Below are 23,535 nucleotides of genomic sequence, written 5' to 3' on the forward strand. Positions count from 1 at the left end.
GGGACACGGAGAATCATCATGTCCGATATGCGCATCAACGGCCTGGCGTTCGACCGGGGCATCGACAGCATTTCCTACGCGGGCCGCGAAGCCGGCGGCCAGCAGCTGCCCGAACGCCATGAGCTCACGCCGCCCGCCGACGGCGTGCGCGCGCAGCTGGCGCAGCTGCTGGACAAGCCCAACACCGCCCGCTATCTGGATGAACACCTGCGCCCGGCGCTGGAGAACCGCGACCTGCTGATGCCCGGGAAATTCCAGCACGCCCTGCACTCGGCGCTGGACGGCCTGGCCGCGGCGGCGGAACAGACACAGCACCAGAGCACGGACGATGCCCGGGCGCTGAACCGCGCGCTGCGCCTGCTGAAGGACGAAGCCGGCCTGCGTGAACTGGTCACCATGTACCGCAGCGCGCTGTACCAAGGATGAACGACCCATGCCGTTGACCCACGAGGCACGCGAGCTGCTCAGCCTGCTGGCCTATGTCTATCTTGAAAACAACCGGCCCGAGAAAACGGCCGTGCTGCTCAATGCCCTGCGCACGCTGGGCCTGGCCGAACCGCGCCAGCTCGCCACGCTGGCGCTGGCCCAGCTGCGCGCCGGCAAGGCCGAGACCGCGCTGTCCACGCTGGACGGCCTGGCCATGCAGGGCGGCATCGATGCGCCCTTCCACCTGATCCGCGCCCAGACCCTGCTGGCCCTGGAGCGCCGTGACGAGGCCGCCGCGGCCATGCGCGCCTATGTCGCCCTGCGCCCCGCCGCCACCGCCTTGCCCACCGAGACCCAGTCCCCTTGAGCCGCACCATGCAAGCCCTCAACCGCGTCGTCGCCGCCGCCACCAGTCGCAACGATATCGTCCTGGCGATATTGATCGTCTCGATCATCTTCATGATGATCCTGCCGCTGCCGACCACGCTGGTGGACGTGCTGATCGGCGCCAACATGACGCTGTCGGCCATCCTGCTGATGGTCGCCATGTACCTGCCCTCGCCGCTGGCGTTCTCGTCGTTTCCGTCGGTGCTGCTGGTCACCACGCTGTTCCGCCTGGGCATCTCCATCGCCACCACCCGCCTGATCCTGCTGCAGGGCGACGCGGGCCACATCATCGAGACCTTCGGCAATTTCGTCGTGGGCGGCAACCTGATCGTGGGCCTGGTGGTCTTCCTGATCCTGACCATCGTGCAGTTCGTGGTGATCACCAAGGGCGCGGAACGGGTGGCCGAAGTGGCGGCGCGCTTCTCGCTGGACGCCATGCCTGGCAAGCAGATGTCGATCGACGCGGACCTGCGCGCCGGCACCATCGACATGGACGAGGCCCGCAAGCGCCGCTCCATCGTGGAAAAGGAAAGCCAGCTCTACGGCGCCATGGACGGCGCCATGAAGTTCGTCAAGGGCGACGCCATCGCCGGGCTGATCATCGTCGCGGTCAACCTGCTGGGCGGCATCCTGATCGGCACCATGCAACGCGGGCTCACCGCGGGCGAGGCGGTGCAGGTCTATTCCATCCTGACCATCGGCGACGGCCTGATCGCGCAGATTCCCGCGCTGTTCATCGCCATCTGCGCCGGCATCATCGTGACGCGCGTGCAGACCGGCGACGGCCCCTCCAACGTGGGCAAGGACATCGGCGCGCAGGTGCTGGCGCAGCCGCGCGCCCTGCTGATCGCCGCCGCCATCGCGGTGGGCATGGGCCTGATCCCCGGCATGCCCACCCTGACCTTCCTGGCGCTGGCCGCCGTCGTGGGCACCATCGGCTTCGTGCTGCTGCGCGGCACACGCAAGGTGGTGGACGAGAAGACGGGCGAGATCACCGAGATTCCCGCGCTGGCGGCCGATGGCCAGAAGCCGGCGGCCAAGCCCCGCAGCGATGGCAGCGCGGAATTCGCACCCACGCTGCCGCTGATGATCGACGTGGCCGCCCACCTGCAGCGCAGCTTCGACGCCGACGAGCTGAACGAAGAATTGCTCAAGATCCGCCGCGCGCTGTACTTCGACCTGGGCGTGCCGTTTCCCGGCATCCAGCTGCGCTTCAACGACGCGCTGCCGCAAGACACCTACAACATCCTGCTGTCCGAAGTGCCGGTGTCCCAGGGCAAGCTGCGCCCCGGCGCGGTGCTGGTGCGCGACACCGAACAGAACCTGCAGGCCCTGCAGGTTCCATACGAGACGGACAAGCGCTTCCTGCCCAACATCCCCACCATCTGGGTCAACGCGGACCTGGCGCCCACGCTGTCGGCCGCCGGCATCCCGTTCCTGGATCCGCACCAGGTGCTGACCTGGCACCTGGCGTTCGTGCTGAAGAAATACTCGTCGGACTTCATCGGTATCCAGGAAACCCGCTTCCTGCTTACCGCCATGGAAGACCGCTTCCCCGACCTGGTGAAGGAGGCGCTGCGCGTGATGCCGGTGCAGAAGATCGCCGAGATCATGCAGCGGCTGGTGTCCGAGGACATCTCCGTCCGGAATCTGCGGGCGGTGCTGGAAGCCCTGATCGAATGGGGCCAGAAAGAGAAGGACACGGTGCTGCTCACCGAGTACGTGCGGGTCTCGCTCAAGCGCCACATCAGCTACAAATATTCCACCGGACAGAACATCCTGCCCGCCTACCTGCTGGCCCCGAACGTAGAGGAAACCGTGCGCGGCGCCATCCGTCAGACCTCCGCGGGCAGCTACCTGGCGCTGGACCCCAACGCATCCAAGAAGCTCGTCGACAACATCAAGCGCGCCACCGGCGACCTGAACGCCACCGCGCAAAAGCCGGTGCTGCTGACCTCCATGGACATCCGCCGCTACCTGCGCAAGATGATCGAGCAGGATCTGTACGAGCTGCCGGTGCTGTCCTACCAGGAGCTCACGCAGGAGATCAATGTCCAGCCGCTGGCCAGGGTGGATCTGTGAACGCGCGCTACAAGGGAGTCCCCGCATGAGCGAAGCGCTGGAATTGCGCGTGCTGAGCGGCCTGCATCGCGATGCGCGCTGCCTGGTGGAAGACGGCTCGGTGCTGGGCGCCGATCCCGCCTGCGACATCGTGCTGGCCGACGACGGCCTGGGGCCGCGCGCCGCGCGCGTGCGCATCGGTGCAAGCGGCTGGGACCTGGCGATGGACGACAGCCAGCCGGACACGCCTCCGGGCACGCCCTTCAACCGGCCGGTGCCGCTGGGCCCGGTGTGGATCACGGTGGCGCGCCGCAGCGATCCCTGGGCGCAGGCCCCGGACGCCGCCAACGATGCGCTGGGCGGCGCGCCGGCCAAGCCCGCCGCCAATCCTGTCGCCGCCCCCGAGCGCCCGGCGATACCCGTTGCGCCCATGCCCGCGGCCGACGAGGACAGCCAGCTCGAACGCCGTCTGCCCTTGCCGCCCGTGCAGGGCCGGCGCCGCAAGCGCGACTCCTGGCCGATGGCGCTGGGCCTGGGCGCGGTGCTGCTCACCATCATCGTGGCCATTGCGCTGGCGCTCATTCCGCCTTCCACCGCCAAGCGGGCGCCCACGCCCGACCCGCGCCTGGCCGCGGCCGAAAAGTCCATGGGGCAGATTTCCGCCGTGTTCGAACGCATGGGCCTGGCCTCGCGTCTGCATGTGGCGCTGTCGCGCGACGGCACCGTCACCGTGTCGGGCTGGGTGCGCAATGCGGCCGAGCAGGATGCGGTCGCGGCGTCCCTCTCGCAGATCTGGCCGATGCCGGCCATGCGCATCAGCAACGAGGACGAGGCGGTGCGCACGGCGCGCGCCGCCCTGCGCTCGTTCAACGTCAAGTACGAGCCGCAGTACCAGGGCGACGGCCGGCTCAACATTGCCGGCATCGCCAGCAGCGCACGCGAACGCGCGTCGGCCATGGACGCGCTGCGCGCGCAGCTGCCGGGCATGACCGTACTGGGCAACGACATCGTGCTGACGCAGCAGTTGAGCGACACGTTCTCCAGCCAGATGGTGGATGCCGGTCTGTCCGGCGTCACCCTCGCCTGGAAGGCCGACTACCTGGACATTGCCCCCGGCGCGCTGGAAGACGACCAGTTGCAACGCCTGCAGGAACTGGTGGACGATTTCAACAAGCATTACCTCGGCGTCGCCAGGATCGCCGCCGCCAGCGCGGCCGCGCCTTCCGACAGCGTGCCGTTCGTGATCCGCAGCGTCGTGGGCGGCGCCCAGCCTTTCATCGTGCTGGAAGACGGCAGCAAGCTGCTGGTCGGCGGCGTCTACCGCAAGTACCGGCTGATCACGGTGGAGAACACCCGCATCATCTTCGAGGGGCCGCGCAATGCCATCGTGACGCGCTGAGCGCCCCGGCCCCCATCGTTGCCAACCCGACACCTGCCGCCCATGAACCCACCCACCGCCCTGACCGAACTCGAACACCGCCTGGCCGCCCCCGGCGGCGCCGAACTGAGCGCAGCGCTGGCCGAACGCCTGGCCCGGCTGGAGCACGCCGCGCGCGCGCGCCTGGCCGCGGGCCTGTCGCCCGCCGCGTTCCAGGACTGCCGGGCCGTGGCGGATGCCGCCCAGGCGGCCCGGGAGGTCCTGGCGCAACGTCCCTTTCAACCGCTTACGGATGCCGGCGCCCCGATGCCGCCGTCCGCGTTCACCCCCCTGTCCCGCTAAGGAGACGCAACATGGCAATCAACGGTCTTACCGGCTCGTCCGGCCTGAACTTCAACAGCGTCAACAACTCGATCTACGACAGCATCCGCACGCAGGAAAGCAATCTGCAATCGACGCTGGCCAGCATGGGCAACAATGCCGACGGCAGCGTGTCTCAGGCCGAGATGCTGCAGATGCAGCAGCAGATCCAGCAGTGGACGATGATGATCGACATCCAGAGCACGATCACCAAGCAGATCGCGGATTCGCTCAAGGGCGTGATCCAGAAGTCGAGCTAGGGGTTCGCGCGGCGCGCCCGCCGCTATACCGACTGCATCATGAAGGCGGGATTGCGCCGCAGCGCATCCACGTCGGGTTCGGCGCGCACGCTGCGTTTCTCCCAGGCTTCCACCTGGGTGAGCAAGGCGTCGATCGCGGCCATCAGGGTGTCCGCGCGGCAATCCGCGCGCGGCACGCCCAGTTGCAGGTGCATGCGCCCGTCGGGCGCCGCGCAGGCGACCACGCCGCCGCCGGCCTGCATGAAATTGCTCTGCGCCGCCAGCAAGGCCTGCGCGCTGTCCATCTTCCCGCCCACCGCGCACGACAACAGTACCTGCGCGCGCGCGCCGTGTTCCATGAGCTGCACCAGATGCCGGCCGTCAAATGCCAGCTGGCACAGGCCGCCCTCGGCGGGCGCCAGCGCGGGAATACCCAAGGTCTGGCCAAGTTCGGAGAGTATCCGGGCGAATAGGGGATCTGACACGGTAGGCAATCGGGCTAGGGCCTGTTCACACTAAAAGGAGCCTCGCACAGGCCCGTAATCGGGCGCCGCGAAAAGCCGGCAGCCAGTATGCAGGAGAGCAGTTGGAACGAGGCGCCCATCTTAACCGCGTTCATGGCATCGGCCAATCGGGGAACTCATGGATGGCGTCGCGTTACTCACGGACTGATTCCACTCCGTGAGGCCCCATGGCACACAATTCGATTTCCGACATCGCGCAGGCCGCCGCCGAGTACACGCACGCGGCCTTCCACCCGACCGGCGACGCCGCGCCGCCGGCGCAATGGGCCGTCCCGCTGGACGATCAGCACCAGCTGGGAATGGCGATCAACCCGAACGACGGCAGCGTCATACTGACCGCCTGGCGGCGCGCCTTCAATGACGCGACCGACGTCGACGACCTGCCGGGCGAAGCCCTGCTGCGCCGCGGTTTCGACACGCGCATGGGCGCCGGCCTGATCGGCGGCATCACGCCCGAGCTCGGCGCCAGCCTGAGCCTGCCGCTTTACGCCGCCTGCGACGCGCAGCCCCTGCAAGCCGCGGCGGACGCCTTGCTGCGCGAGCTGGACCGCATGGAAAGCGCCCCCGGCAGCGACGCCGACGCCATGCCCATCGTGCCCGCCGACGCGCGCGGCGTACTGGGCGATGCGCAACGCGCCGAACGCGATCTGTCGCGGCTGGCCCAGAGCTGCGGGCTGGCCGCCCTTCCCGCCGGCGCCCGCCAGTTCGACCTGCTGTTCGACGACCTGCCCGGCCGCATCACGCTGCATCCGTCCAATCGCCTGGTCCTGGCCGATTTCTTCCTGCATGACGCCGTGGCCCTGCAGGGCAGCCTGCGCCGCGCCGTCATCAAGAGCGCGCTGCTGATCAACCAGGCCGCGCTGCGCGGACACGCCTATGTCGTCGGCCTGGACAGCCGCGACTTCGTGACCGCCACCGGCCGCATCGCGATAGACCGCCTGGACGACGACATCTGGCCGCGCTGGCTGCAATACCAGGTGACGCAGGCGCTGGACACGCGCGCCCTGGTCAAGAACCTGTCGCTGGAGGATGCGGAGATCTCGTTCGCCGCCACCGGCGGAACCCCCGCAGTCACGCCGGGAGAGCTGGCATGAACAACATCTCCAGCAATATCCAGGGCAGCGCCAGCGCGCCCGTCTGGCAGGCGCCGACCCAGACTCCCACCTCGCTGCTGGGCCAGCTCAAGGGCCTGTTCGTCACGCCCGACAGCGACTCCACCCACGTGCAGGCGGCCCGGCAATCCTTCGAGCAATACTTCGCGCAGGAGACCGGCGCGCTGGCCGGCATGATGGGGCCCAATGGCATCGCAAGCTTTTCGAACGAGGCGCAGGCGAAGTTCGAATCCATCGTGCAACGTACCTTCGATGCGCTGCCGCGCAAGGAAGACGGCTCGGTCGGGGGCAAGGAATTCGCCACCGCCATGAAAACGGCGGGCTCGCAGGCCGCGATGGCGCTGGACCGCCTGAAGGTGGACGCCGCGCGCAATGAGCTGCTGTCCAACCTGCGGCCGGCGGATACGAGTCCGCAGATCATTCCCCACAAGGGAAAGTACGTCGTCATCCGCCCCGCCCCCCAGCTTGAAAACATGGTGCTGCGCGGCGGTGGCGCCAAGGGCATCGGCTACAGCGCGGCACTGGACCAGATGGAGAAGGCCGGCATGATGGCCGGCCTGAAGCACCTGGCCGGCTCGTCGGCCGGTGCCTTGACGGCCACCTGCCTGGCTTGCGGCCTGAGCGCGTCGGAATTCGAAAGCGGCCCCGCGGACGCGCTGTTCCGCCCCGGCGTGCTGGACGCGCTCAAGGGCGGCGGCGACCTCGCCCGCCTGTATCCGGACCTGAAGATGGAGGGCGGCCTCGCGCCCGCGGTCGCCTCGCTGAAGGTGGTGGACCAGACCAGCGCCAACAGCGTCGCCTCCTTCCTGAACAGCCATTGGGACGATGGCGCGTTCCAGGCCAGGCTGCAGCAGCTGGATCCCGTCGTGCAGGTGCGTCTGAACGAATTGCGGCAGCCGCAGAACTTCGACGAGGACCGCCAGGGCAAGATGATCACCTTTGGCGATCTGAAGTCCCTGCATGAGCTCGCGCCCGAAAAGTTCAAGATGCTGACGCTGACCGGGTGGAACAAGACCGACCAGACGGAGACCTACTTCGACGCGCAGACCGCGCCGGACATGCCGGTGGCCTACGCCGCGCGCATGTCGATGGCCTTCCCCATCGCATTCAAGGCCGTGTCGATCGAGACGGACACCGGCAAGAAGGTCTATGCCGACGGCGGCATCGGCAGCAACATGCCGTCGGAAGTGTTCTTGAAGCCCAACGACGCCACGGGCGCGCGCGTGCATCTGGACGAAGGCGCAAAGGGAGAAATGCGCGCACGCACCTTGCTGCTGACCTTCGACGAGAACGGCAAGGGCTACCAGATCATGCACGGCGGCAAGCCCGAGGCCAAGCCGCAAGGGGTGCTGGACAAGGTGAAGGCCTTCTTCGTCAACCTGATCACCAGCCATCCCGACCAGGCCGGCGCCAACCTGAAGGACCAGAAGAAGGTGTGGAACGCCGGGCCGAATGCGCTGCCGGTCTTCCATGGCGAGATCAGCACGCTGACGTCCAGCATCAGCGACCAGACCCAGCACCAGGCGCACATGCTGTCGGCATGGAAGGCGCTGGAGCAGATCGATGCCCGCACCCAGCAGGCCTATTCGATGCGATGCGATTCGCTGGATGAAGTGGCTGCGATGCTGACGCCGGACGAGAAGCGCGCGCTGCAGTCCCTGCCCAACCCGGACGAGCCGCAGCGCGAACTGCTGGCGGTCATCAACGGCCTGGGCAACGGGGCGCCGCCCCCGGCCATGACGATGATGCCCGTGTAGGCACGCCCCCCCGCCACGCGCGGGGAGCCCGGGTCAGAGCGGCACCGCCGCCCTGGCCCGGCATACCGCGCGCAGCCGGTGGGGATCGCCTTCGAGGTCCCGCCACAGGCGCAACAGCCTGTCCGCGCCGGTGCTGCGGGACTCGACCACATAGCGGGCATAGTCCAGCCAATGCCGCTCATCGGCGGCCAGGCCGCCCTCGGCCACCGCCAGCGCGTCGCGCGCCAGCGCCCACACCGCGTCGTCATCCAGCGCGTGCCGCATCGCGCCGGCCCGCATATCGCGCAAACGCAGCCAGCCCCACTCGCGCAGCAGGTCTTCCGCCTGTTCCAGGTTGCGCATCAGGCCCAATTGCAGAGCCGACGGCGCCATCACCGTGGTGGCGGCCACGGCCTTGCCGGCGTCCTGCAGCAGCTGCGCATCGGCAAAGCCCGCGCCGGGCGCGCGCCCTTCGATATAGCCGACCACGCCCAGCCCGGCGTACAGGTCCTCGATGCCGCCCGGACGGTTCCAGGCCTCGCGCAGCGCCTCCAGCGGCGGAGGCGAAGCCAGGCGGTAGCGCCAGCGGGCATCCAGGAAATGCGCGAACTGCGAATACTCGAAATGCCCGCCTTGCGGCAGGAGCGTCACCGATGCGCCCGTGTCGGTGCGCAAGCCCGGCCAACCGTCGGACGCCATGAAGCGCGACAGCGAGGGACTGCCCTGCAGATACACGCCGACCGCCGACTTGTAGCCGTCCTCGACCGCCAGGGGCAGGCAACGGCTCGCGGTTCCGGGTCCGAACATCCAGCGGAAGTAATCGCCCAGATCCGCGAAAGGGCGTTCGGGCAGACGCTGCAGGTAGTGATCCCCCGCAAAGCGGGAATAGCGGAACATGCGGTCCCACACCGTCAGCCGGTTCTCCTTGAAGCCGGTCTCGCGGCCGTTCTCCAGCGGGCTGTTGGCGAATATCGCCACGCAGGCCGGGGCCAGCGCCAGCACCACATTCAGCGCACGCGCCGCCTGGCTCACGTCGACCGACGTGCACGGGCTGTTCTGCGCCTTGGCGTCGATGCCCACGCGGTGCAGCCATTCGCGGTGCCCCACGAGTTCGCGGTAGATGGGGCGCGGCACCTGCACCGCGGCATACCAGGCCGGGTCCAGCGTGCATGCCGGGTGCTCCGACACGTTCAGGACGGTCGCGCCTTCCGCGTCCAGCGCCAGCAGCGCGTCTTCCAGTTCGCGCCGCACCCGCCGGCCCAGCTCGGCCAGCCCGCCCTGCTCCGCGGACACCGGCGCAAAAGCGGTCTCCAGGAGGTTGAAGCCATTGTCCAGCCCGCTCTCGCCCGCGGCGACCGACACGCCGACATCCCGGCCCGCGATGCGCGACATGCCTGGCGCCTCATCGCGCGCGGCCTTGATTCCCGCCAGCCGTTCAAAATACCCCCCAACCGCGTGGCTCGCGCCCGTGCCGCGATGCGCCACGGCCATCTCCATCTCCAGGCCCAGGGTCTGGCCAGGGGCTGTCATCGCGTCTCGCCGTGGCAACGGTGACTGGCGCAACGGATTTCCGGACGGGCGCGGGCGGCGGGCATGGCAAGCTTCTCCATAGATCAAAAAGCGTAATGACACCTTAGTAACGAGAACGGTCCGGCCGTTCCCCCGCATGGCCGCGCGCAGGAACTCGCGCCATAGTCACTCCTGTGTAATGAGGGGCTTCTAACCTCGCCGCCGAAAGGCTGACAAACAGCTGAGTATCCCCGTCCACAATTCTATGAGGTTGGAATGTCCTACTTGACCGACAAATTGCGCGCTCCCCATCGCGAAGCCCAGGGAGAGGTTACGGTTCCCGGCCAGATGCTCGACGAAATCGTCGCGGCAAATCCCGAGCGCCGCACTCTGCTGAAGAACAGCTTCGGCCTGTCCATGCTGTCCGTGTTCGGCGCCTCGACGCTGCTGACGGCCTGTGGCGGCGATGACGATGACGACTCCTCCGCGCCGGTCACAGAGGAACCCGCTCCTGGCGTCGAGCCTCCCCCGCCGACGCCGGCTGGCCCCGACTACTCCGTCACCTTCACGCCCTTGGGCGACAAGATCGTCGCGGACACGGTCACCGTTCCGGTTGGCTATGTGGCCGAAGTCCTGTATTCGGCCGGGGACAAGTGCATGATCGGCTCGGCCGGCTATGCAGGCATTCCGCAGTCCTACCCGGCCACCGAAAACCAGTCCGGCGGCCAGCACGACGGCATGCATTTCTACCCGCTGCAAGGCGTGGACCCGAACCAGGGCGGCCTGCTGGTGCTGAACCACGAAGCCCTCGACGACGAAACGCTGGACCAGAGCGTCGAAGGCCTGCGCACCCGCCTGTCGAACGTCGGGGTTTCCGTGATCGAAATCGCGCGCGGCGCCAACGGCGCCTGGGCGGTCAAGGCCGACTCGCGCTACAACAAGCGCTACACCGGCAACACGGTCTACAACGTCAGCGGCCCGGCCAAGTCGGTGGTCGGCGCTACCGTTGTCGGCACCTTGAACAACTGCTCCAGCGGCGATACGCCCTGGGGCACGTACCTGACCTGCGAAGAAACGCTCAACAACTACCACTACCAGGTGGGCGATGTCGGCAAGCCGGCCGACGAAGGGTATGGCTGGGTGGTCGAGATCGACCCGCAGAATCCGGACTCGACCGCCGTCAAGCGCACCGCGATGGGCCGTTTCAGCCATGAAAACACGGCCTATATGCTGGACGCGAACAACCGCGTCGCGTTCTACATGGGCGACGACACCACGCCCGGCTGCATCTACAAGTTCGTGCCGAGCAAGCCCTACGACCCGGCCAACCGCGCCAACAACATGAGCCTGCTGGACGAGGGCACGCTGTATGCCGCCCGCTTCAACGACGACGGCAGCGGCAACTGGGTGGAACTGGCCGTGGGCAAGAACGGCCTCACCACCGGCGCCACCGATCCGGGCAACTTCACGCAGCTGCCCGTCGGCACCATCATCACCGGCCAGCTTGTCGACTTCAATACCCAGGCCGACGTGCTGGTCAAGACCCAGGCCGCCGCGCGCGTGGCCGGCGCCACGCTGATGGACCGCCCCGAGTGGATCACCGTGGGCGTGGACAAGACCGTGTACTGCACGCTGACCAACAACGGCAGCCGCAAGCGGACCAGCGCGCCCAACCCGCGCGTGAACAACTCGCACGGTCAGATCGTCCGCTGGCACGAGCGCGGCGACTCCCCGCTCGCCACGACGTTTGAATGGGACCTGCTGCTGCTGGCAGGCCGGGACCCCGCGGACGGCGCCGCCGCCAACCTGACCGGCAACGTCAACGGCGATACGTTCTCGAGCCCCGACGGCATCCGCGTCGACCCCAAGGGCCGCCTCTGGGTCCAGACCGACGCCGGCACCGGCACGTCCACCACGGATTTCTTCGGCAACAACTCGATGTACTACATCGACCAGAAAACCGGTGAATCCAAGCGCTTCCTGGTGGGACCGCTGGGTTGCGAGATCACCGGCATCGCCTACACGCCGGATCTGACGACGTTCTTCATCAACATCCAGCATCCCAACCAAAGCTGGAACACCCTGCGTTCGGGTGGCGGCGACGCCCGCTCCGCGACCGTGGTTGTCCGTCGCACCGACGGCAAGCCCGTAGGCGCGTAAACGTCCGCGCGGCGTCAGGCCTGGCCTGGCGCCGCCTGGAATCTGCGCGCCAGAATCTCCACGAACGCCTCGGTCACGATCGACGGCGCGGTCTGGGCGGGATAGGCCATGCACACCCGGACCGGCAGGCGCGGCGTGAAAGGCCGTATCGCGAGCTGGTCGGCGAACACCGCGGCGATATAGGGATTGACGATGCCCAGCCCGCTGCCGGCCGCCGCCAGCGCGCAGATCGTCGAAGAATAGGTCGTTTCGACTTCGGACGCGGACTGCACCTGATGCTGCTGCATCGCGCCCCGCAGCTGCAGGTAGACGTCGTCATCCGCGTTCAGCACCAGCAGCCTGCGCCCATGCAGATCCATGATGCCGATGGACGGCAGCGCCGCCAGGGGATGATCCGGCCGCATCACGCAGACCGCCGCGCTCTCGTGCAGGCTGTGCAAGGCCAGGTGCGAGCCATCCAGCGGCACCGTCGTGACCACCACGTCATAGGTGCCGTGCAGCAGCCCCTCCCTGAGGTACTGGCTGCCCACCGTCTGCATATTGATGTGGACATCGGGGTAGCGCTCGGCGAATTCCTCCACGGCCCCGGGCAGCATGCCCAGGCCCAGCGCCGGCGTGCACGCCAGCCGCAGCACCCCGCTGCCGCTGCGCCGCATTGCCGCCACCCGGTCTTCGATGCGTTCCAGCCCCACGAAATGGCGCTGGACGGTATCGAACAGATCCTTGGCTTCGCGCGTGGGCCGCAGCCGGCCGCGCTCCATGTCGAACAGCCTCAGGCCGCTGGCCTGCTGCGCCTGCGCCAGCAGGCGGCTGATGGAGGGCTGGGTCGTGCGCAGCATCTGCGCCGCGCCGGTCGTGGTGCCAGCCAGCATTACCGCGTGGAAGGCTTCGATCTGACGGAAATTCAGCGGTCGGCTCATGGGATCACAGGGTATAGCAAAGTTGCATAGGCTATGCCGAAAAAAGAATTTTTTCAAATACTGTGCGACTCCTACACTGGCTTCTCCAAGGGTGCCGCCAGATGCGCCCGCCACGATTCAACTGATTGGGGAAATACCATGAGTCCACGCCGTCCCTGGCGCCGTATCCTGGAAGCGCTGTGCCTGACCCTGGCGGGCGCCGTCCTGCCGCTGGCCGCGCATTCGCAGGCCAACTATCCCGACCGTCCGCTGCGCATCATCGTCCCCTTCACGGCGGGCGGCAGTTCGGACATCCAGGGCCGCCTGCTGGCCGAGCACCTGGGCAAGCTCTACGGCCAGTCCGTCGTCGTGGAAAACCGGCCCGGCGCGGGCGGCCACATCGGCGGCAAATTCGTCGCGGACTCCGGCCCCGACGGCTACACGCTGCTGCTGGGCTCGATCGGCCTGCACGCCACTTATGGCGTCTACAAGACCCTCAACTACAAGCCCGCCCAAGACCTGAAGCTGATCACCATCGTGGCCGAAATGCCGCATGTCGTGGTGGCCAACCCGGGGCTGGAAGCCAACACCCTGGCCGAACTGACCGCGCTGGCCAAAGCCAGGCCGGAAACGCTGCACTTCGGCTCGGCCGGCGTGGGATCTTCCGTGCACATGGTGGGCGAACTCTACAAAATGGCCGCGCAGGCTCCCATCGTGCATATCCCGTACCGGGGCAGTTCCGCCGCCACCAACGACCTGCTGGGCGGCCAGATCCAGCTGCTTTTCGAGAACGTGCCCACCACCATCGGCTACATCCAGGCCAACAAGCTGAAGGCGCTGGCCATCACCGGCGCGACCCGCTCGCCCGCCCTGCCCGACGTGCCCACCGCCGCCGAAGCCGGCCTGCCGGGCCTGACCGTCACGTCGTGGACCACCCTGGCCGCCGGCAAGGACGTGCCGGACGCCCTGATCGAAAAGATCAGCGCCGACCTGAAACGCATCTACGCAGAGCCGGCGTTCCGGGCCGGCCTGGAACGCCTGGGCATGACGCCCGTGGGCAACAGCCCGAGCGAGGCGCGCGATTTCGTCGAACGTGAACGCGCCCGCTGGAACAAGGTCATCGAAACCGAGCACATCACCGCGGGCTGACCCTCCGCCGCGGCGGCGCGCAGCCTCTCGCGCCGCCATCCCCGCCTCTTCGCCACACCCTTTATTTGTGAACCGCATGCTTGCCACGCCCATCGCCTGCCGCCGCCTGAACGATTCCCCGCATCACCATTTCTTCGGCTACTACAACAAGACCGTCTGGCACCGCGACGGCCGCTATCTGCTGGCCAACCGCACGGCCTTCAAGGACGCGGTGCTGACGCCCGGACTGCGCGCCGAGGTCGGCTACTTCGACCTGCGCGACGGCGACCGCTTTCACGCCGTGGGCGAGACCACGGCCTGGAACTGGCAGATGGGCTGCCAGCTGCAATGGCTGGACGGCCGGTCCGACCCGCAAATGATCTACAACTGCCGCAGCGACGACGACAGCGGCTTCTATCCCGGATTCCGGTCGGCCATCCACGACATCGCCACCGGCAAGACACGCATCCTGCCGCTGCCCATCTACGTCGCCGCGCCCAGCAGCCGCTACGCGCTCTGCGTGGACTACCGCCGGCTCTACATCACGCACCAGACCATCGGCTACAGCGAACACGCGCCCGGCCCCGTCGCCAACGCGCCCGCCGACGACGGCATCCATACGCTGGACCTTGAGAGCGGCGAGCATCGCCTGCTGGTCAGCTACGCGGACCTGCGCAACTTCCATCCGCGCGACTCGATGGAACGCGCCATCCACTGGGTCAGCCACATCGAGGTCAACCCCTCGTCCACTCGCATCCTGTTCCTGCACCGCTGGACCGAGCGCGTGGAAGACGAGACCTGCTTCCTGCACCGCCTGATCACCATGAACGCCGACGGCAGCGACATGCGCCTGCTGGAATGCTCCGACCATCCGCTGCCGCAACTGGCGGACGGCTTCGATCCCAACGCGGTCGGCACCTTCGACTACGAGAAGTCCGAATACCAGATCTCGCATCCGCTCTGGCGCGACGACAATTCCATCATCGTATGGGGCCCGCATGGCGGCAGCATCCATTACCACCTCTATGAAGACACGCCCGAAGGCCGCGTCCAGGTCGTGGGCGACGGCGTGCTGACCGAAAACGGCCACATGACGTTCTCACCCGTGAATACGCGCTGGCTGCTGAGCGACACCTATCCGGACTCCGTCACGCACGAGCGCATCCTGTTCCTCTACGACATGCAGACCGGCCGGCAGCATGCGCTGGGCAGCTTCTACGCCGATCCCGGCCTGTCCAAGGAAAACCGCTGCGACCTGCACCCGCGCTGGAGTCGCGACGGCACCCAGGTCTGCATCGACTCCGTGCATGAAGGCGAGCGGCAGATGTACGTGCTGGATGTGTCGCCGCTCGTGCTCAATCCAGCTTGACCTTCGCTCCCTCGATCACGGGCTTCCATTTCAGGTAATCCTGCTTGATGGTCGACGCGAACTGCTCCGGCGTCGTGGGCATGGCCTGCGCGCCTTGTGCCGCCAGCGCCTCCTGCATGGCGGGCAAGGCAAGCACCTTGTTCAGTTCGGTGTTCAGCGTCTGGATAATGGGTTTTGGCGTCTTGGCCGGCGCCAGCAAGCCATACCAGACGCGCACATCAAAACCCGAATAGCCCAGTTCGGCCACGGTGGGCACGTCGGGCAGGATAGGGCTGCGCTTGGGGGAAGTGACGGCCAGCGCCACGGCGCTACCCGCCTTGATCTGCGGCGCCGCCGAAGGAATCGACGTAAAGATCACCGGCACCTGCCCGCCGAGCAGGTCGGCCATGGCGGGACCCGAGCCCTTGTAGGGCACATGGACCAATTTGATGTCGGCGCGCTGCTGCAGGAGTTCGGCGGCCAGGTGCGTGATGGTGCCAGCTCCGGGCGAGCCGTAGTTGACCGAGCCCGGCGCCTTCCTGGCCGCGTCGATCAGCGCCCCCAAGCTCTGGTAGGGGCTGTTCTTGCCCGCCACGATGACCAGGGGCGCTTCGCCCACGATGCCGATAGGCTCAAAGTCCTTGACCGGATCATAGGAGAGCTTGCTGTAGATGGAGGGCGCGACGGCCAGATTGTCGACCTGGCCCATTACGATTTCGTAGCCATCCGGCTTGGCCCGGGCCGCCGCCCCTATGCCTATCGTTCCTCCCGCGCCGGGCCGGTTCTCGGCCACCACATTCCACTTCGTGGTCTCGCCCAGCTTGGCGCTTACCGTGCGCGACAGAAAGTCCGTGCCGCCACCGGGGGTGAAAGGAACAATGATGCGTATAGGCTGATTCGGGTATGAATCCTGGGCCTGGGCGCTTGCAGCGAGGCCTAGTACACAGGCGGATAGCAGCAGGGTGCGTAGCATGTCATGTGTCTCCGTCGTTATAGGTATATGGGCCGGCATTGCGCCAGCCTCATGGTCCTGCCGCGGTGTCTTCAAATAACGCCGCGTTCCTGCAAACCGTGGATATCCTGCTCTGCAAACCCGAACTGCCGCAACACGCGCTCGGTATCCGCGCCCAGCGCCGGGGCCGCCGCCACCGCTTGGGTGGGCGCCTGCGAGAACTTGATGGGAAAGCCCAGCATGCGGACCGCGCCATGCTCGCCATGGGGCACGTCTATCGCCATCCGCTGATCCTGCACCTGCGGGTCTTCGAACACCTCCTGCAGGTTCAGGACCTGCCCGCAGGGCACGCCGAACTGATTCAGCCGTTCGATCCAATGCGCGCTCGTGTGCTGCCGGGTGCGCGCCTGAATGTCCGCGGCAATGGCCGCGCGGTGCTGCATGCGGTCGGCGTTGGTCTGGTAGCGAGGATCGGCGCGCAAGGCGGGAAGCTCCAGCGCGTCGAGCAGCTTGTGATAGATGACATCGTTGCTGGGCGCGATGGCAACCTGGCCGTCCGCCGTCTCGAACAAGCCGTAAGGCGACGCGATCCCGTGATCGTTGCCGGTGCGCGCCGGCAGCTTGCCGTTGGCAAAGTAATTCGACGCCTGAAAGCTCAACAGCCCGATCATGCTGCCCAGCAGGCTCACGCTCACGCTGTCGCCCTGCCCGGTGCGCTCGCGGCGCAACAGAGCCGCCACGATCCCCAAGGCGCCGTTCATCCCGGCGACCAGGTCGCTGATGGGCGGCCCGGCACGCATGGGCGGCTCGTGCTCGCCGCCGTTCAGGCTCATGAACCCGCTCATCGCCTGCGCGATGAAGTCAAAGGCTGGCCTGTCCCGATAGGGCCCGGTCGTGCCGAAGCCGTTGATGCTGCAGTGAATGATGTCGGGCCGCAGCGCTTTGAGCTGCTCGTCGCCCAGCCCCATTTTCTCCATGACGCCGGGCCGGTAGTTTTCCACCACCACATCGCACTGCGCGATCAGCTGCCGGAGCACCGCCTTGCCTTCGTCACTGTACAAGTCCAGCGTGACCGACTTCTTGTTGCGGTTGTAGTTGGCGAAGTACCAGCTTATGCCCTCGCGGATGACGCCTTGCTGGCGCACCGGGTCGCCCTCTCCGGGCGCCTCTATCTTGATGACATCGGCCCCCATGTCGGCCAGCAGCGAGGTGCAGAAGGGACCAGAGATGATGCGTGTCAGGTCCAGGATGCGGAATCCAGATAAGGGCATACGTTTCCTCAACCCACCGCGGCCACGGCGCCAGCGTAGTCGTGCAGCGCCAGACGGGGCCCGGCCTTCATCACCTGTCCGGGCAGGCTGCGTTTCATCACGCGCTCGAAGTGACGGGCAGCCTGGATCAAGGCGGGCAGATCGATGCCGGTGTCGATGCCCATTTCGTGCAACAGGTTGACCAGATCCTCGGTGCATACATTGCCGGTGGCGCCCGGCGCGAACGGGCACCCGCCCAGTCCGCCCAGCGAAGACTCAAAGCAGGTGACGCCCGCGTGCAGCCCTTCCACCACATTGACCAGTCCCAGGCCGCGTGTATTGTGAAAATGCAGCGAAAACTTCATGCCGGGAAAATCCGCTCTCAGTGCATCGACCGTCCGGCGCACCAGCCTGGGCGTTGCCATGCCGGTGGTATCGCCCAGGGTCACCGAATCAAAATCCAGGCGGGCGAACTGGGCCACGATGGTTTTCAGCACCGCGATATCCACGTCCCCCTCGAAGGGACAGCCGAAGGCGACGGCAATAGCGCCCTTGCGTCCGATCGCATGGCCCTGCAACAGCGCCGCCACGTCTTCGATATCGCGTAGCGATTGCTCCACCGGCCGGTTGAGGTTCTTCTGGTTGTGGCTTTCGGTGGCGGACAGAAACACCACCACCTCATCCGCGCGTGAAGTCAGCGCGCGTTCCACGCCCCGGCGGTTCGGAGCCAAGGCGCTCAACACCACGCCCGCGCGCTTATTGACTTGCTCCAGCAGCGCGACGGCATCGCTCAACTGCGGCACGGCGCGGGGCGACACGAAGGAGGTGGCCTCGATCTGGCGCACGCCCGCGGCGATCAGTTCATTCAGGATCGCGGCTTTGGTTTCGGTAGGCACGAATTCCGGCTCGCTCTGCAGGCCGTCGCGCAACCCCACCTCAACAATTTCAACTCGACCGGGAAGGCTCACGTCTTTCTCCTGGCGCCCGGACCTGGTCCGGGTCTATGGGTTCGTGAGCCTATCTTGCGAGATCAGGCCGGCAGGCACAAATCGTGAATCTTCAATGGGGCATCGCGAAACGCGACGGCTGGCCCGCCAGGCCGGAACCGGCCGAGGAAATTCTGCGTCGCAGCATGCTCGGGCAAAGAACAGCGCGCGCCACTCAGCGCTCAAGCGCCTCCTGTGGGCTGAACCTCTTCAAGCAGATGATCCAATAGCAGTCGCGCCGCGCCGGACAAAGGCTCATTGCTGCGCACGCACAATTTGAGCTGGCGCTGTGCCCACGCATCGGTCAGAGGGATTATCCGGAGGTCCTCGCAGGCGAACAGCGACAACGCCTTGGTCGGCACGATGCCTATGCCCAGTTCACCACGCACCATCGACACCAGGGCATCGTACGAGGTCACCTGGAACCGCAATCGCACCGTCCGGTTGATGGCCGCCGCCTCACGGGTGAACAGGTAATTGGCCGCGCTGCCACGGTGCATGCCCACATGGTCGTATTCCAGCGTGTCGGCAAACGCGATGCTGCTGCGCGCCGCAAGCGGGTGGGCTTGATTGACCACCAGCGTCATCACGTCGCGCTGGTACGGAAAGACAAGCAGACCGCTATCGTCGTCCGTCTGGGTATAGATGCCGATGTCGGACACATTCTCTTGAACCGCCCGGGTCACGGCGGAACTGACATTTTCTTCCAGATCGATCCGCACATCAGGGTGCTGGTCCAGAAACCGGCGCAGCTCGCCGGGCAGGAATTGCGTAATGGATGACAGATTGGCGGCGATGCGCACATGCCCGCGCACTCCCGACGAAAAATCTCGGATTTCATCAGCCAGGCTGCCCGCCTGATGCAACAGCGCACGCGCATGCCGCGCCAGCGCCAGCCCGGCGCTGGTGGGTTCCACCCCGCGCGCGTGCCGATTGAACAGGGTGACATCCAGGGTGCGCTCAAGCTCGGACAACCGCTTGCTGAGCGCCGATGGCGCGATGTGTTCACGCGCCGCGGCGGCGGCAATGCTGCCTTCATCCAGGACGGCCACAAAAACCTGAAGGGTGTAGAGGTCCAGGCGAGGCACGGGTGTACGGGTGAACGTATCGGGTGTCGTCATGGTGAAAGCGTACCGTAAACACTGGGGTGTCGAGCAGGCGCCCGGCCCGCCACGACGGGCCTAGGACGCGCAGCGCAGCGAGTCCATGGAGTATTCCAGCCGGATCAGGTATTTGCCATATGTCGTCCCGTCCGGCCTGGCGATCATGCCGGCCATGCCGTCCTTGCAGAACAGCGCGCGGCGGCCGTCTTCGACGACGAGCCAGCCATCATGCTCCAGCCAGGCCTTGTTCGCGATGTAGATGACATCGTTCCAGGGATGGATGCTGTATTCCAGGGAAACGCGAGCCATCCCCGGCTGGTTGATTTCGCTCTGGGTCCGCGGCGCGCCATTGATCGCATTCAACTGCGCCGCGACGTTCCGGATCAGCGGAAATTTCCGGGCGGCGTGCGGCGGCAGGGCCTCCTGCACCAGCGTCATCCACCCCAGCCACAGCGGCAGGAGCAGCCATCCGTGGCGGCGCAATTGCCGGTCCACTTCCCGAAGGTCCAGGCCCCGCTTGCGCTTCGCCGTCTGCGATTCCCCGCCCAGGGTACGCAGACTCACTCCGTCCGAATCGGCCCCAAGCCAGATAAGGCCGACACGACAGGTCAGGAACGCAAGCCAGATCGATGAAATCGCCAACGCATCGCCCCATGGCGTATACCAATATTGGTCATTCGCATACCAGACCAGCAGCGGCACGAGTATCGGCGCGACATGAAGCAAGCCCACCAGACCGCCATGAACAATCTTGGCAATGCGCGGGCGGACGGCAGCTATCTGATGGCAGAGTCTCATTCGATTGGGTCGCGGGTTGACCGCGGAATACCTTGAGCAACGATTCAACCACGGCATTCTCTTACGGCCAGCCAAAGAAAAAGCCCCGATCTCCTTGGGAAATCGGGGCTTTTTCATCGCGGGCCGCAGGGCCCGCGCCAGCATTCTTGGCGGACAGAGGGGGATTCGAACCCCCGATACGCTTTTGACGTATACACGCTTTCCAGGCGTGCGCCTTCAACCGCTCGGCCACCTGTCCTACTGCATTTTGCGGCTGACTTGCATGCTGCGAAAAATGCGAATCCGCGATTCTAGCAGAATCCCGGGCCTCGCGGCAAGCGGGCAAAGAAAAAGGGACGCACTACGCGCGTCCCTCCCCCTACCGGCGCCTTACAGCGACGCCGGCGGGTCCTGCTCCCGGTAGGAGCTGATCGTGCCGTCCGGCTCGGTCTCTTCCAGCCGGACACGGAAACCCCACAGGCGCGCCAGATGCTTCATCACCTGCTCGGCATCCTCGCCCGCCAGGGGCCGGCCGCGGCTTTTCAGGTGGCGCAGCACCAGCGAGCGGTCGGTGTCGCGATTGAAGCGGACGACCTGGATGTCCGGCACCTGGTTGTCGCGGTTGTGCTGCGCGGCCAGCAGGCGGCGGATATCGCGGTAGCCGTCGTCATCGTGAATGGCGGCCACTTCCAGCTTCGGGTTGGCCTGGTGATCCGAGATCGCGAAGAATCGGAACTCGCGGATCAGGCGGGGCGACAGGTACTGCGAGATATACGATTCGTCCTTGAAGTTGCGCATGGCGAAGTCCAGCGTCTTCAGCCAATCGCCTCCCGCGATATCGGGGAACCAGCGGCGGTCCTCCGGCGTGGGCGCCTCGCAGATGCGGCGGATATCCGACATCATCGCGAAGCCCAGCGCGTACGGGTTGATGCCGCCGTAGCCGCGCTCGTCAAAGCCACGCTGGCTGACCACATTGGTATGGCTTTGCAGGAACTCCATCATGAAGCCGTCGTTCACCAGTCCCTTCTCGTGCAGGCGGTTCAGGATGGTGTAGTGCCAGAACGTGGCCCAGCCTTCGTTCATGACCTTGGTCTGCGTCTGCGGGTAGAAATACTGGGCGACCTTGCGGACAATGCGCACCAGCTCCTTCTGCCACGGGGCGAGCTTGGGCGAGTACTTCTCGATGAAGTACAGCAGGTTCTCTTCGGGCTCCGGCGGGAATACCGAGGCCGCGGCGCGCGTGTCCTTGTCCGCTTCCAGCCGCGGCAGCGTCCGCCACAGGTCGTTGTACTGCAGCCGGGCGTGTTCCTGGCGTTCCGCCTGGCGCGCGGCCTCTTCCTTGTAGGACACCGGCGTCGGCCGCTTGTAGCGGTCCACCCCATGGTGCGACAGCGCGTGGCAGGAGTCCAGCAGCGCTTCCACCGCATCGATGCCGTACCGGTCTTCGCAGGACATCACGTACTTGCGCGCAAACACCAGGTAATCCAGCACGCCATCGGCGTCGGTCCACTGGCGGAACAGGTAGTTGCCCTTGAAGAACGAGTTGTGCCCGTAGCAGGCGTGCGCAATCACCAGCGCCTGCATCGTCATGGAGTTTTCTTCCATGAGATAGGAGATGCAGGGATTGGAGTTGATGACGATCTCGTACGCCAGGCCCTGCATGCCGCGCCGGTAGAACTGCTCGTTGCGGATGAATTCCTTGCCGTAAGACCAATGCGGATACCCGATGGGCAAGCCGGCCGACGCATAGGCGTCCAGCATCTGTTCCGAGGTAATCACCTCGATCTGGTTCGGATACGTGTCCAGCCCGTATTCGCGCGCGATCTGGGAGATCGCGTCGTCATAGGACTGGATCAGTTCGAACGTCCATTCGGAACCCTGGGAGATCGGCCGGGCTCCGCCGGCCGATTCCGGCTCCACGAGAGCACCCACGATGGCATTCATGCGGTCTCCTTCTTGAACAGATCATGGAACACGGGGAAGATCTCGCCGCGATCACAGATGCGCCGCATGACGAAATGCGGCTCCAGCTTCTGTTCGTACTCCGCCCACAGGCTGCTCTTGCGCGCTTCCTGCGAGTCGGGAATTTCAATGTAGGCGAAATAGCGCGTCGAGGGTAGCAGGTGTTCCGCCAGGAAGCGCGCGCTCTTGCCGGCATCCGCGCCGAACGAATCGCCGTCGCTGGCCTGCGCCGCATAGACGTTCCAGGCCGAGGGCGGATAGCGCTTTTCAAGAATCTCGCGCATCAGCTCCAGCGCGGACAGCACGATGGTGCCGCCGCTCTTGGGGTCGTAGAAGAACGTCTGCTCGTCCACTTCCTCGGCGTTGTCCGTGTGGCGGATGAAAACCAGGTCCACGTGCTCGTACTTGCGCGACAGGAACAGGTAGAGCAGCGTGAAGAAACGCTTGGCCAGGTCTTTCTTGCCCTCGTCCATGGAACCGGACACGTCCATCAGGCAGAACATGACCGCGCGCGCCATGGGGATGGCCACCGACACGCGGTTGCGATAGCGCAAGTCCAGATCGTCCAGGAAAGGCACGCGGGCCAGGCGTTCGCGGCATGCTTCGACCTCCTGCTCCAGCACCTGGAGCTCGGCGGCGGGCGCGCCCGCCGCCTGCGCCTTGGCCAGCGCTTCCTCGGCGTCTTCCAGATCGGCGCGCGCCTTGACGCTGAGCGCCACCCGCCGCGCCAGGGACGACTTGAGCGTGCGGCTGATGCTCAGCATGCTGGGCGAACCGGTGGTGGTGTAGCCTGCGCGCTGCCACTTCTTCTGGCTGACCTCGCCCAGCTGGTTGCGCGCCAGGTGCGGCAGTTCCAGATCTTCGAAGAACAGGTTCAGGAACTCGGCCCGCGACAGGCTGAAGGTGAACTGGTCCACCGATTCGCCTTCCCCGGGTTCGGACCCGCCCTCGCCTTGCCCGCCCTGCGGCCGGTCGAAGGTGTCTCCTTTGGCGAACTCGCGGTTGCCAGGGTGCACCAGCTCCCGGTCGCCGCCCGCGCCGTGCCGGAACGTCGGCTCGGAAATGTCGCGGGCGGGCAGGTTGATCTCTCCGCCCTGGTCCATGTCCTGGATAGAGCGGTCACGGATCATCCCGTGTACCGCCTTGCGGATCTGGTCCTTGTAACGCCGAAGAAAGCGTTCCCGGTTTACGGCGCTCTTGTTGCGCCCGTTAAGACGGCGATCGATCAGTGAATTCAT

Annotated in this window: 21 protein-coding genes and 1 tRNA gene; 11 read left to right on the top strand and 11 right to left on the bottom strand. The window is 66.2% G+C overall.

Annotation, left to right across the window (positions count from 1 at the left end; genetic code table 11):
- Positions 1–18: 18 nt before the first annotated feature.
- The 6 genes from HLG70_RS18590 to HLG70_RS18615 are packed head-to-tail and all read left to right on the top strand — an operon-like array spanning position 19 to position 4,872.
- A complete protein-coding gene (locus tag HLG70_RS18590) occupies positions 19–426 on the top strand; it encodes a hypothetical protein (RefSeq protein ID WP_171667301.1) in 408 nt (135 codons plus the stop codon).
- Positions 427–433: 7 nt separating this feature from the next.
- The gene (locus HLG70_RS18595; protein WP_171667300.1) at positions 434–793 is read left to right on the top strand and encodes a tetratricopeptide repeat protein; all 360 of its coding nucleotides are present in this window, start codon (positions 434–436) and stop codon (positions 791–793) included.
- An 8-nt stretch (positions 794–801) separates the two neighbouring features.
- Positions 802–2,895: a type III secretion system export apparatus subunit SctV gene (gene sctV, locus HLG70_RS18600; protein WP_171667299.1), complete on the top strand. Its 2,094-nt coding sequence runs from the start codon at positions 802–804 to the stop codon at positions 2,893–2,895.
- Positions 2,896–2,920: 25 nt separating this feature from the next.
- Positions 2,921–4,273, top strand: a complete 1,353-nt coding sequence (sctD, locus tag HLG70_RS18605) for a type III secretion system inner membrane ring subunit SctD (protein ID WP_171667298.1) — start codon at positions 2,921–2,923, stop codon at positions 4,271–4,273.
- A gap of 42 nt (positions 4,274–4,315) precedes the next feature.
- Positions 4,316–4,594, top strand: coding sequence for an EscE/YscE/SsaE family type III secretion system needle protein co-chaperone (locus HLG70_RS18610; RefSeq protein WP_171667297.1), 279 nt, complete (start codon positions 4,316–4,318; stop codon positions 4,592–4,594).
- 11 nt (positions 4,595–4,605) lie between these two features.
- Complete coding sequence (locus HLG70_RS18615) at positions 4,606–4,872, top strand: EscF/YscF/HrpA family type III secretion system needle major subunit (RefSeq protein WP_171667296.1); 267 nt, start codon at positions 4,606–4,608, stop codon at positions 4,870–4,872.
- Positions 4,873–4,895: 23 nt separating this feature from the next.
- On the opposite strand, the gene HLG70_RS18620 is transcribed toward HLG70_RS18615, so the two are convergent.
- Positions 4,896–5,336 carry a type III secretion system chaperone gene (locus HLG70_RS18620; RefSeq protein WP_234103128.1) on the bottom strand — a complete coding sequence of 147 codons (441 nt, stop codon included), beginning with the start codon at positions 5,334–5,336 and terminating at the stop codon, positions 4,896–4,898.
- 206 nt (positions 5,337–5,542) lie between these two features.
- On the opposite strand from HLG70_RS18620, the gene HLG70_RS18625 reads away from it, so the two are divergent.
- On the top strand, positions 5,543–6,469 hold the full coding sequence (locus tag HLG70_RS18625) for a hypothetical protein (protein WP_171667294.1): 927 nt from the start codon (positions 5,543–5,545) through the stop codon (positions 6,467–6,469).
- A complete protein-coding gene (locus HLG70_RS18630; RefSeq protein WP_171667293.1) occupies positions 6,466–8,244 on the top strand; it encodes a patatin-like phospholipase family protein in 1,779 nt (592 codons plus the stop codon). Before HLG70_RS18625 ends, HLG70_RS18630 begins: the two co-directional genes overlap by 4 nt.
- A 33-nt stretch (positions 8,245–8,277) precedes the next feature.
- Here the strand turns inward: HLG70_RS18630 and HLG70_RS18635 are convergent, their stop codons facing one another.
- Positions 8,278–9,753 carry a glutamate-cysteine ligase family protein gene (locus HLG70_RS18635; protein ID WP_171667292.1) on the bottom strand — a complete coding sequence of 492 codons (1,476 nt, stop codon included), beginning with the start codon at positions 9,751–9,753 and terminating at the stop codon, positions 8,278–8,280.
- 255 nt (positions 9,754–10,008) lie between these two features.
- Here HLG70_RS18635 and HLG70_RS18640 point away from each other — a divergent pair, with 255 nt between their 5' ends.
- Positions 10,009–11,892, top strand: coding sequence for a PhoX family protein (locus HLG70_RS18640; protein ID WP_171667291.1), 1,884 nt, complete (start codon positions 10,009–10,011; stop codon positions 11,890–11,892).
- A gap of 14 nt (positions 11,893–11,906) precedes the next feature.
- Here the strand turns inward: HLG70_RS18640 and HLG70_RS18645 are convergent, their stop codons facing one another.
- Entirely contained in the window at positions 11,907–12,812 is a 906-nt protein-coding gene (locus HLG70_RS18645) for a LysR substrate-binding domain-containing protein (RefSeq protein ID WP_171667290.1), read from the bottom strand.
- A gap of 138 nt (positions 12,813–12,950) precedes the next feature.
- On the opposite strand from HLG70_RS18645, the gene HLG70_RS18650 reads away from it, so the two are divergent.
- Together HLG70_RS18650 and HLG70_RS18655 are read left to right on the top strand one after the other, a co-directional pair.
- Entirely contained in the window at positions 12,951–13,940 is a 990-nt protein-coding gene (locus HLG70_RS18650) for a Bug family tripartite tricarboxylate transporter substrate binding protein (RefSeq protein ID WP_171667289.1), read from the top strand.
- A gap of 76 nt (positions 13,941–14,016) precedes the next feature.
- Positions 14,017–15,288, top strand: coding sequence for a hypothetical protein (locus HLG70_RS18655; RefSeq protein WP_171667288.1), 1,272 nt, complete (start codon positions 14,017–14,019; stop codon positions 15,286–15,288).
- Here the strand turns inward: HLG70_RS18655 and HLG70_RS18660 are convergent.
- From HLG70_RS18660 to HLG70_RS18695, 8 genes are all read right to left on the bottom strand, one after another.
- Complete coding sequence (locus HLG70_RS18660; protein ID WP_171667287.1) at positions 15,275–16,240, bottom strand: Bug family tripartite tricarboxylate transporter substrate binding protein; 966 nt, start codon at positions 16,238–16,240, stop codon at positions 15,275–15,277. The genes HLG70_RS18655 and HLG70_RS18660 overlap by 14 nt on opposite strands.
- Positions 16,241–16,311: 71 nt before the next feature.
- Positions 16,312–17,490, bottom strand: a complete 1,179-nt coding sequence (locus HLG70_RS18665; RefSeq protein WP_171667286.1) for a CaiB/BaiF CoA transferase family protein — start codon at positions 17,488–17,490, stop codon at positions 16,312–16,314.
- A gap of 8 nt (positions 17,491–17,498) precedes the next feature.
- Positions 17,499–18,437, bottom strand: a complete 939-nt coding sequence (locus HLG70_RS18670) for a hydroxymethylglutaryl-CoA lyase (RefSeq protein WP_171667285.1) — start codon at positions 18,435–18,437, stop codon at positions 17,499–17,501.
- Positions 18,438–18,637: 200 nt separating this feature from the next.
- Complete coding sequence (locus tag HLG70_RS18675) at positions 18,638–19,576, bottom strand: LysR substrate-binding domain-containing protein (protein ID WP_171667284.1); 939 nt, start codon at positions 19,574–19,576, stop codon at positions 18,638–18,640.
- 60 nt (positions 19,577–19,636) lie between these two features.
- Positions 19,637–20,473 (bottom strand): hypothetical protein, encoded by an 837-nt coding sequence (locus HLG70_RS18680; RefSeq protein ID WP_171667283.1) that lies wholly within the window; start codon positions 20,471–20,473, stop codon positions 19,637–19,639.
- Between the two features lie 30 nt (positions 20,474–20,503).
- Positions 20,504–20,594: transfer RNA gene (locus HLG70_RS18685), tRNA-Ser, on the bottom strand.
- A gap of 131 nt (positions 20,595–20,725) precedes the next feature.
- Positions 20,726–22,279, bottom strand: coding sequence for a SpoVR family protein (locus HLG70_RS18690; protein ID WP_171667282.1), 1,554 nt, complete (start codon positions 22,277–22,279; stop codon positions 20,726–20,728).
- Positions 22,276–23,535, bottom strand: coding sequence for a YeaH/YhbH family protein (locus HLG70_RS18695; RefSeq protein WP_171667281.1), 1,260 nt, complete (start codon positions 23,533–23,535; stop codon positions 22,276–22,278). Before HLG70_RS18695 ends, HLG70_RS18690 begins: the two co-directional genes overlap by 4 nt.

Origin of the sequence: Achromobacter deleyi (assembly GCF_013116765.2) — a bacterium.
Classification (GTDB): domain Bacteria; phylum Pseudomonadota; class Gammaproteobacteria; order Burkholderiales; family Burkholderiaceae_B; genus Achromobacter; species Achromobacter deleyi_A.

Coding starts and splice junctions, on each gene's coding strand:
- sctD (WP_171667298.1), top strand. CDS start 2,921: ATGAGCGAAGCGCTGGAATTGCGCGTGCTGAGCGGCCTGCATCGCGAT.
- HLG70_RS18645 (WP_171667290.1), bottom strand. CDS start 12,812: ATGAGCCGACCGCTGAATTTCCGTCAGATCGAAGCCTTCCACGCGGTA.
- HLG70_RS18665 (WP_171667286.1), bottom strand. CDS start 17,490: ATGCCCTTATCTGGATTCCGCATCCTGGACCTGACACGCATCATCTCT.
- HLG70_RS18590 (WP_171667301.1), top strand. CDS start 19: ATGTCCGATATGCGCATCAACGGCCTGGCGTTCGACCGGGGCATCGAC.
- sctV (WP_171667299.1), top strand. CDS start 802: ATGCAAGCCCTCAACCGCGTCGTCGCCGCCGCCACCAGTCGCAACGAT.
- HLG70_RS18640 (WP_171667291.1), top strand. CDS start 10,009: ATGTCCTACTTGACCGACAAATTGCGCGCTCCCCATCGCGAAGCCCAG.
- HLG70_RS18595 (WP_171667300.1), top strand. CDS start 434: ATGCCGTTGACCCACGAGGCACGCGAGCTGCTCAGCCTGCTGGCCTAT.
- HLG70_RS18650 (WP_171667289.1), top strand. CDS start 12,951: ATGAGTCCACGCCGTCCCTGGCGCCGTATCCTGGAAGCGCTGTGCCTG.
- HLG70_RS18690 (WP_171667282.1), bottom strand. CDS start 22,279: ATGAATGCCATCGTGGGTGCTCTCGTGGAGCCGGAATCGGCCGGCGGA.
- HLG70_RS18625 (WP_171667294.1), top strand. CDS start 5,543: ATGGCACACAATTCGATTTCCGACATCGCGCAGGCCGCCGCCGAGTAC.
- HLG70_RS18630 (WP_171667293.1), top strand. CDS start 6,466: ATGAACAACATCTCCAGCAATATCCAGGGCAGCGCCAGCGCGCCCGTC.
- HLG70_RS18655 (WP_171667288.1), top strand. CDS start 14,017: ATGCTTGCCACGCCCATCGCCTGCCGCCGCCTGAACGATTCCCCGCAT.
- HLG70_RS18615 (WP_171667296.1), top strand. CDS start 4,606: ATGGCAATCAACGGTCTTACCGGCTCGTCCGGCCTGAACTTCAACAGC.
- HLG70_RS18680 (WP_171667283.1), bottom strand. CDS start 20,473: ATGAAAAAGCCCCGATTTCCCAAGGAGATCGGGGCTTTTTCTTTGGCT.
- HLG70_RS18695 (WP_171667281.1), bottom strand. CDS start 23,535: ATGAATTCACTGATCGATCGCCGTCTTAACGGGCGCAACAAGAGCGCC.
- HLG70_RS18660 (WP_171667287.1), bottom strand. CDS start 16,240: ATGCTACGCACCCTGCTGCTATCCGCCTGTGTACTAGGCCTCGCTGCA.
- HLG70_RS18635 (WP_171667292.1), bottom strand. CDS start 9,753: ATGACAGCCCCTGGCCAGACCCTGGGCCTGGAGATGGAGATGGCCGTG.
- HLG70_RS18675 (WP_171667284.1), bottom strand. CDS start 19,576: ATGACGACACCCGATACGTTCACCCGTACACCCGTGCCTCGCCTGGAC.
- HLG70_RS18610 (WP_171667297.1), top strand. CDS start 4,316: ATGAACCCACCCACCGCCCTGACCGAACTCGAACACCGCCTGGCCGCC.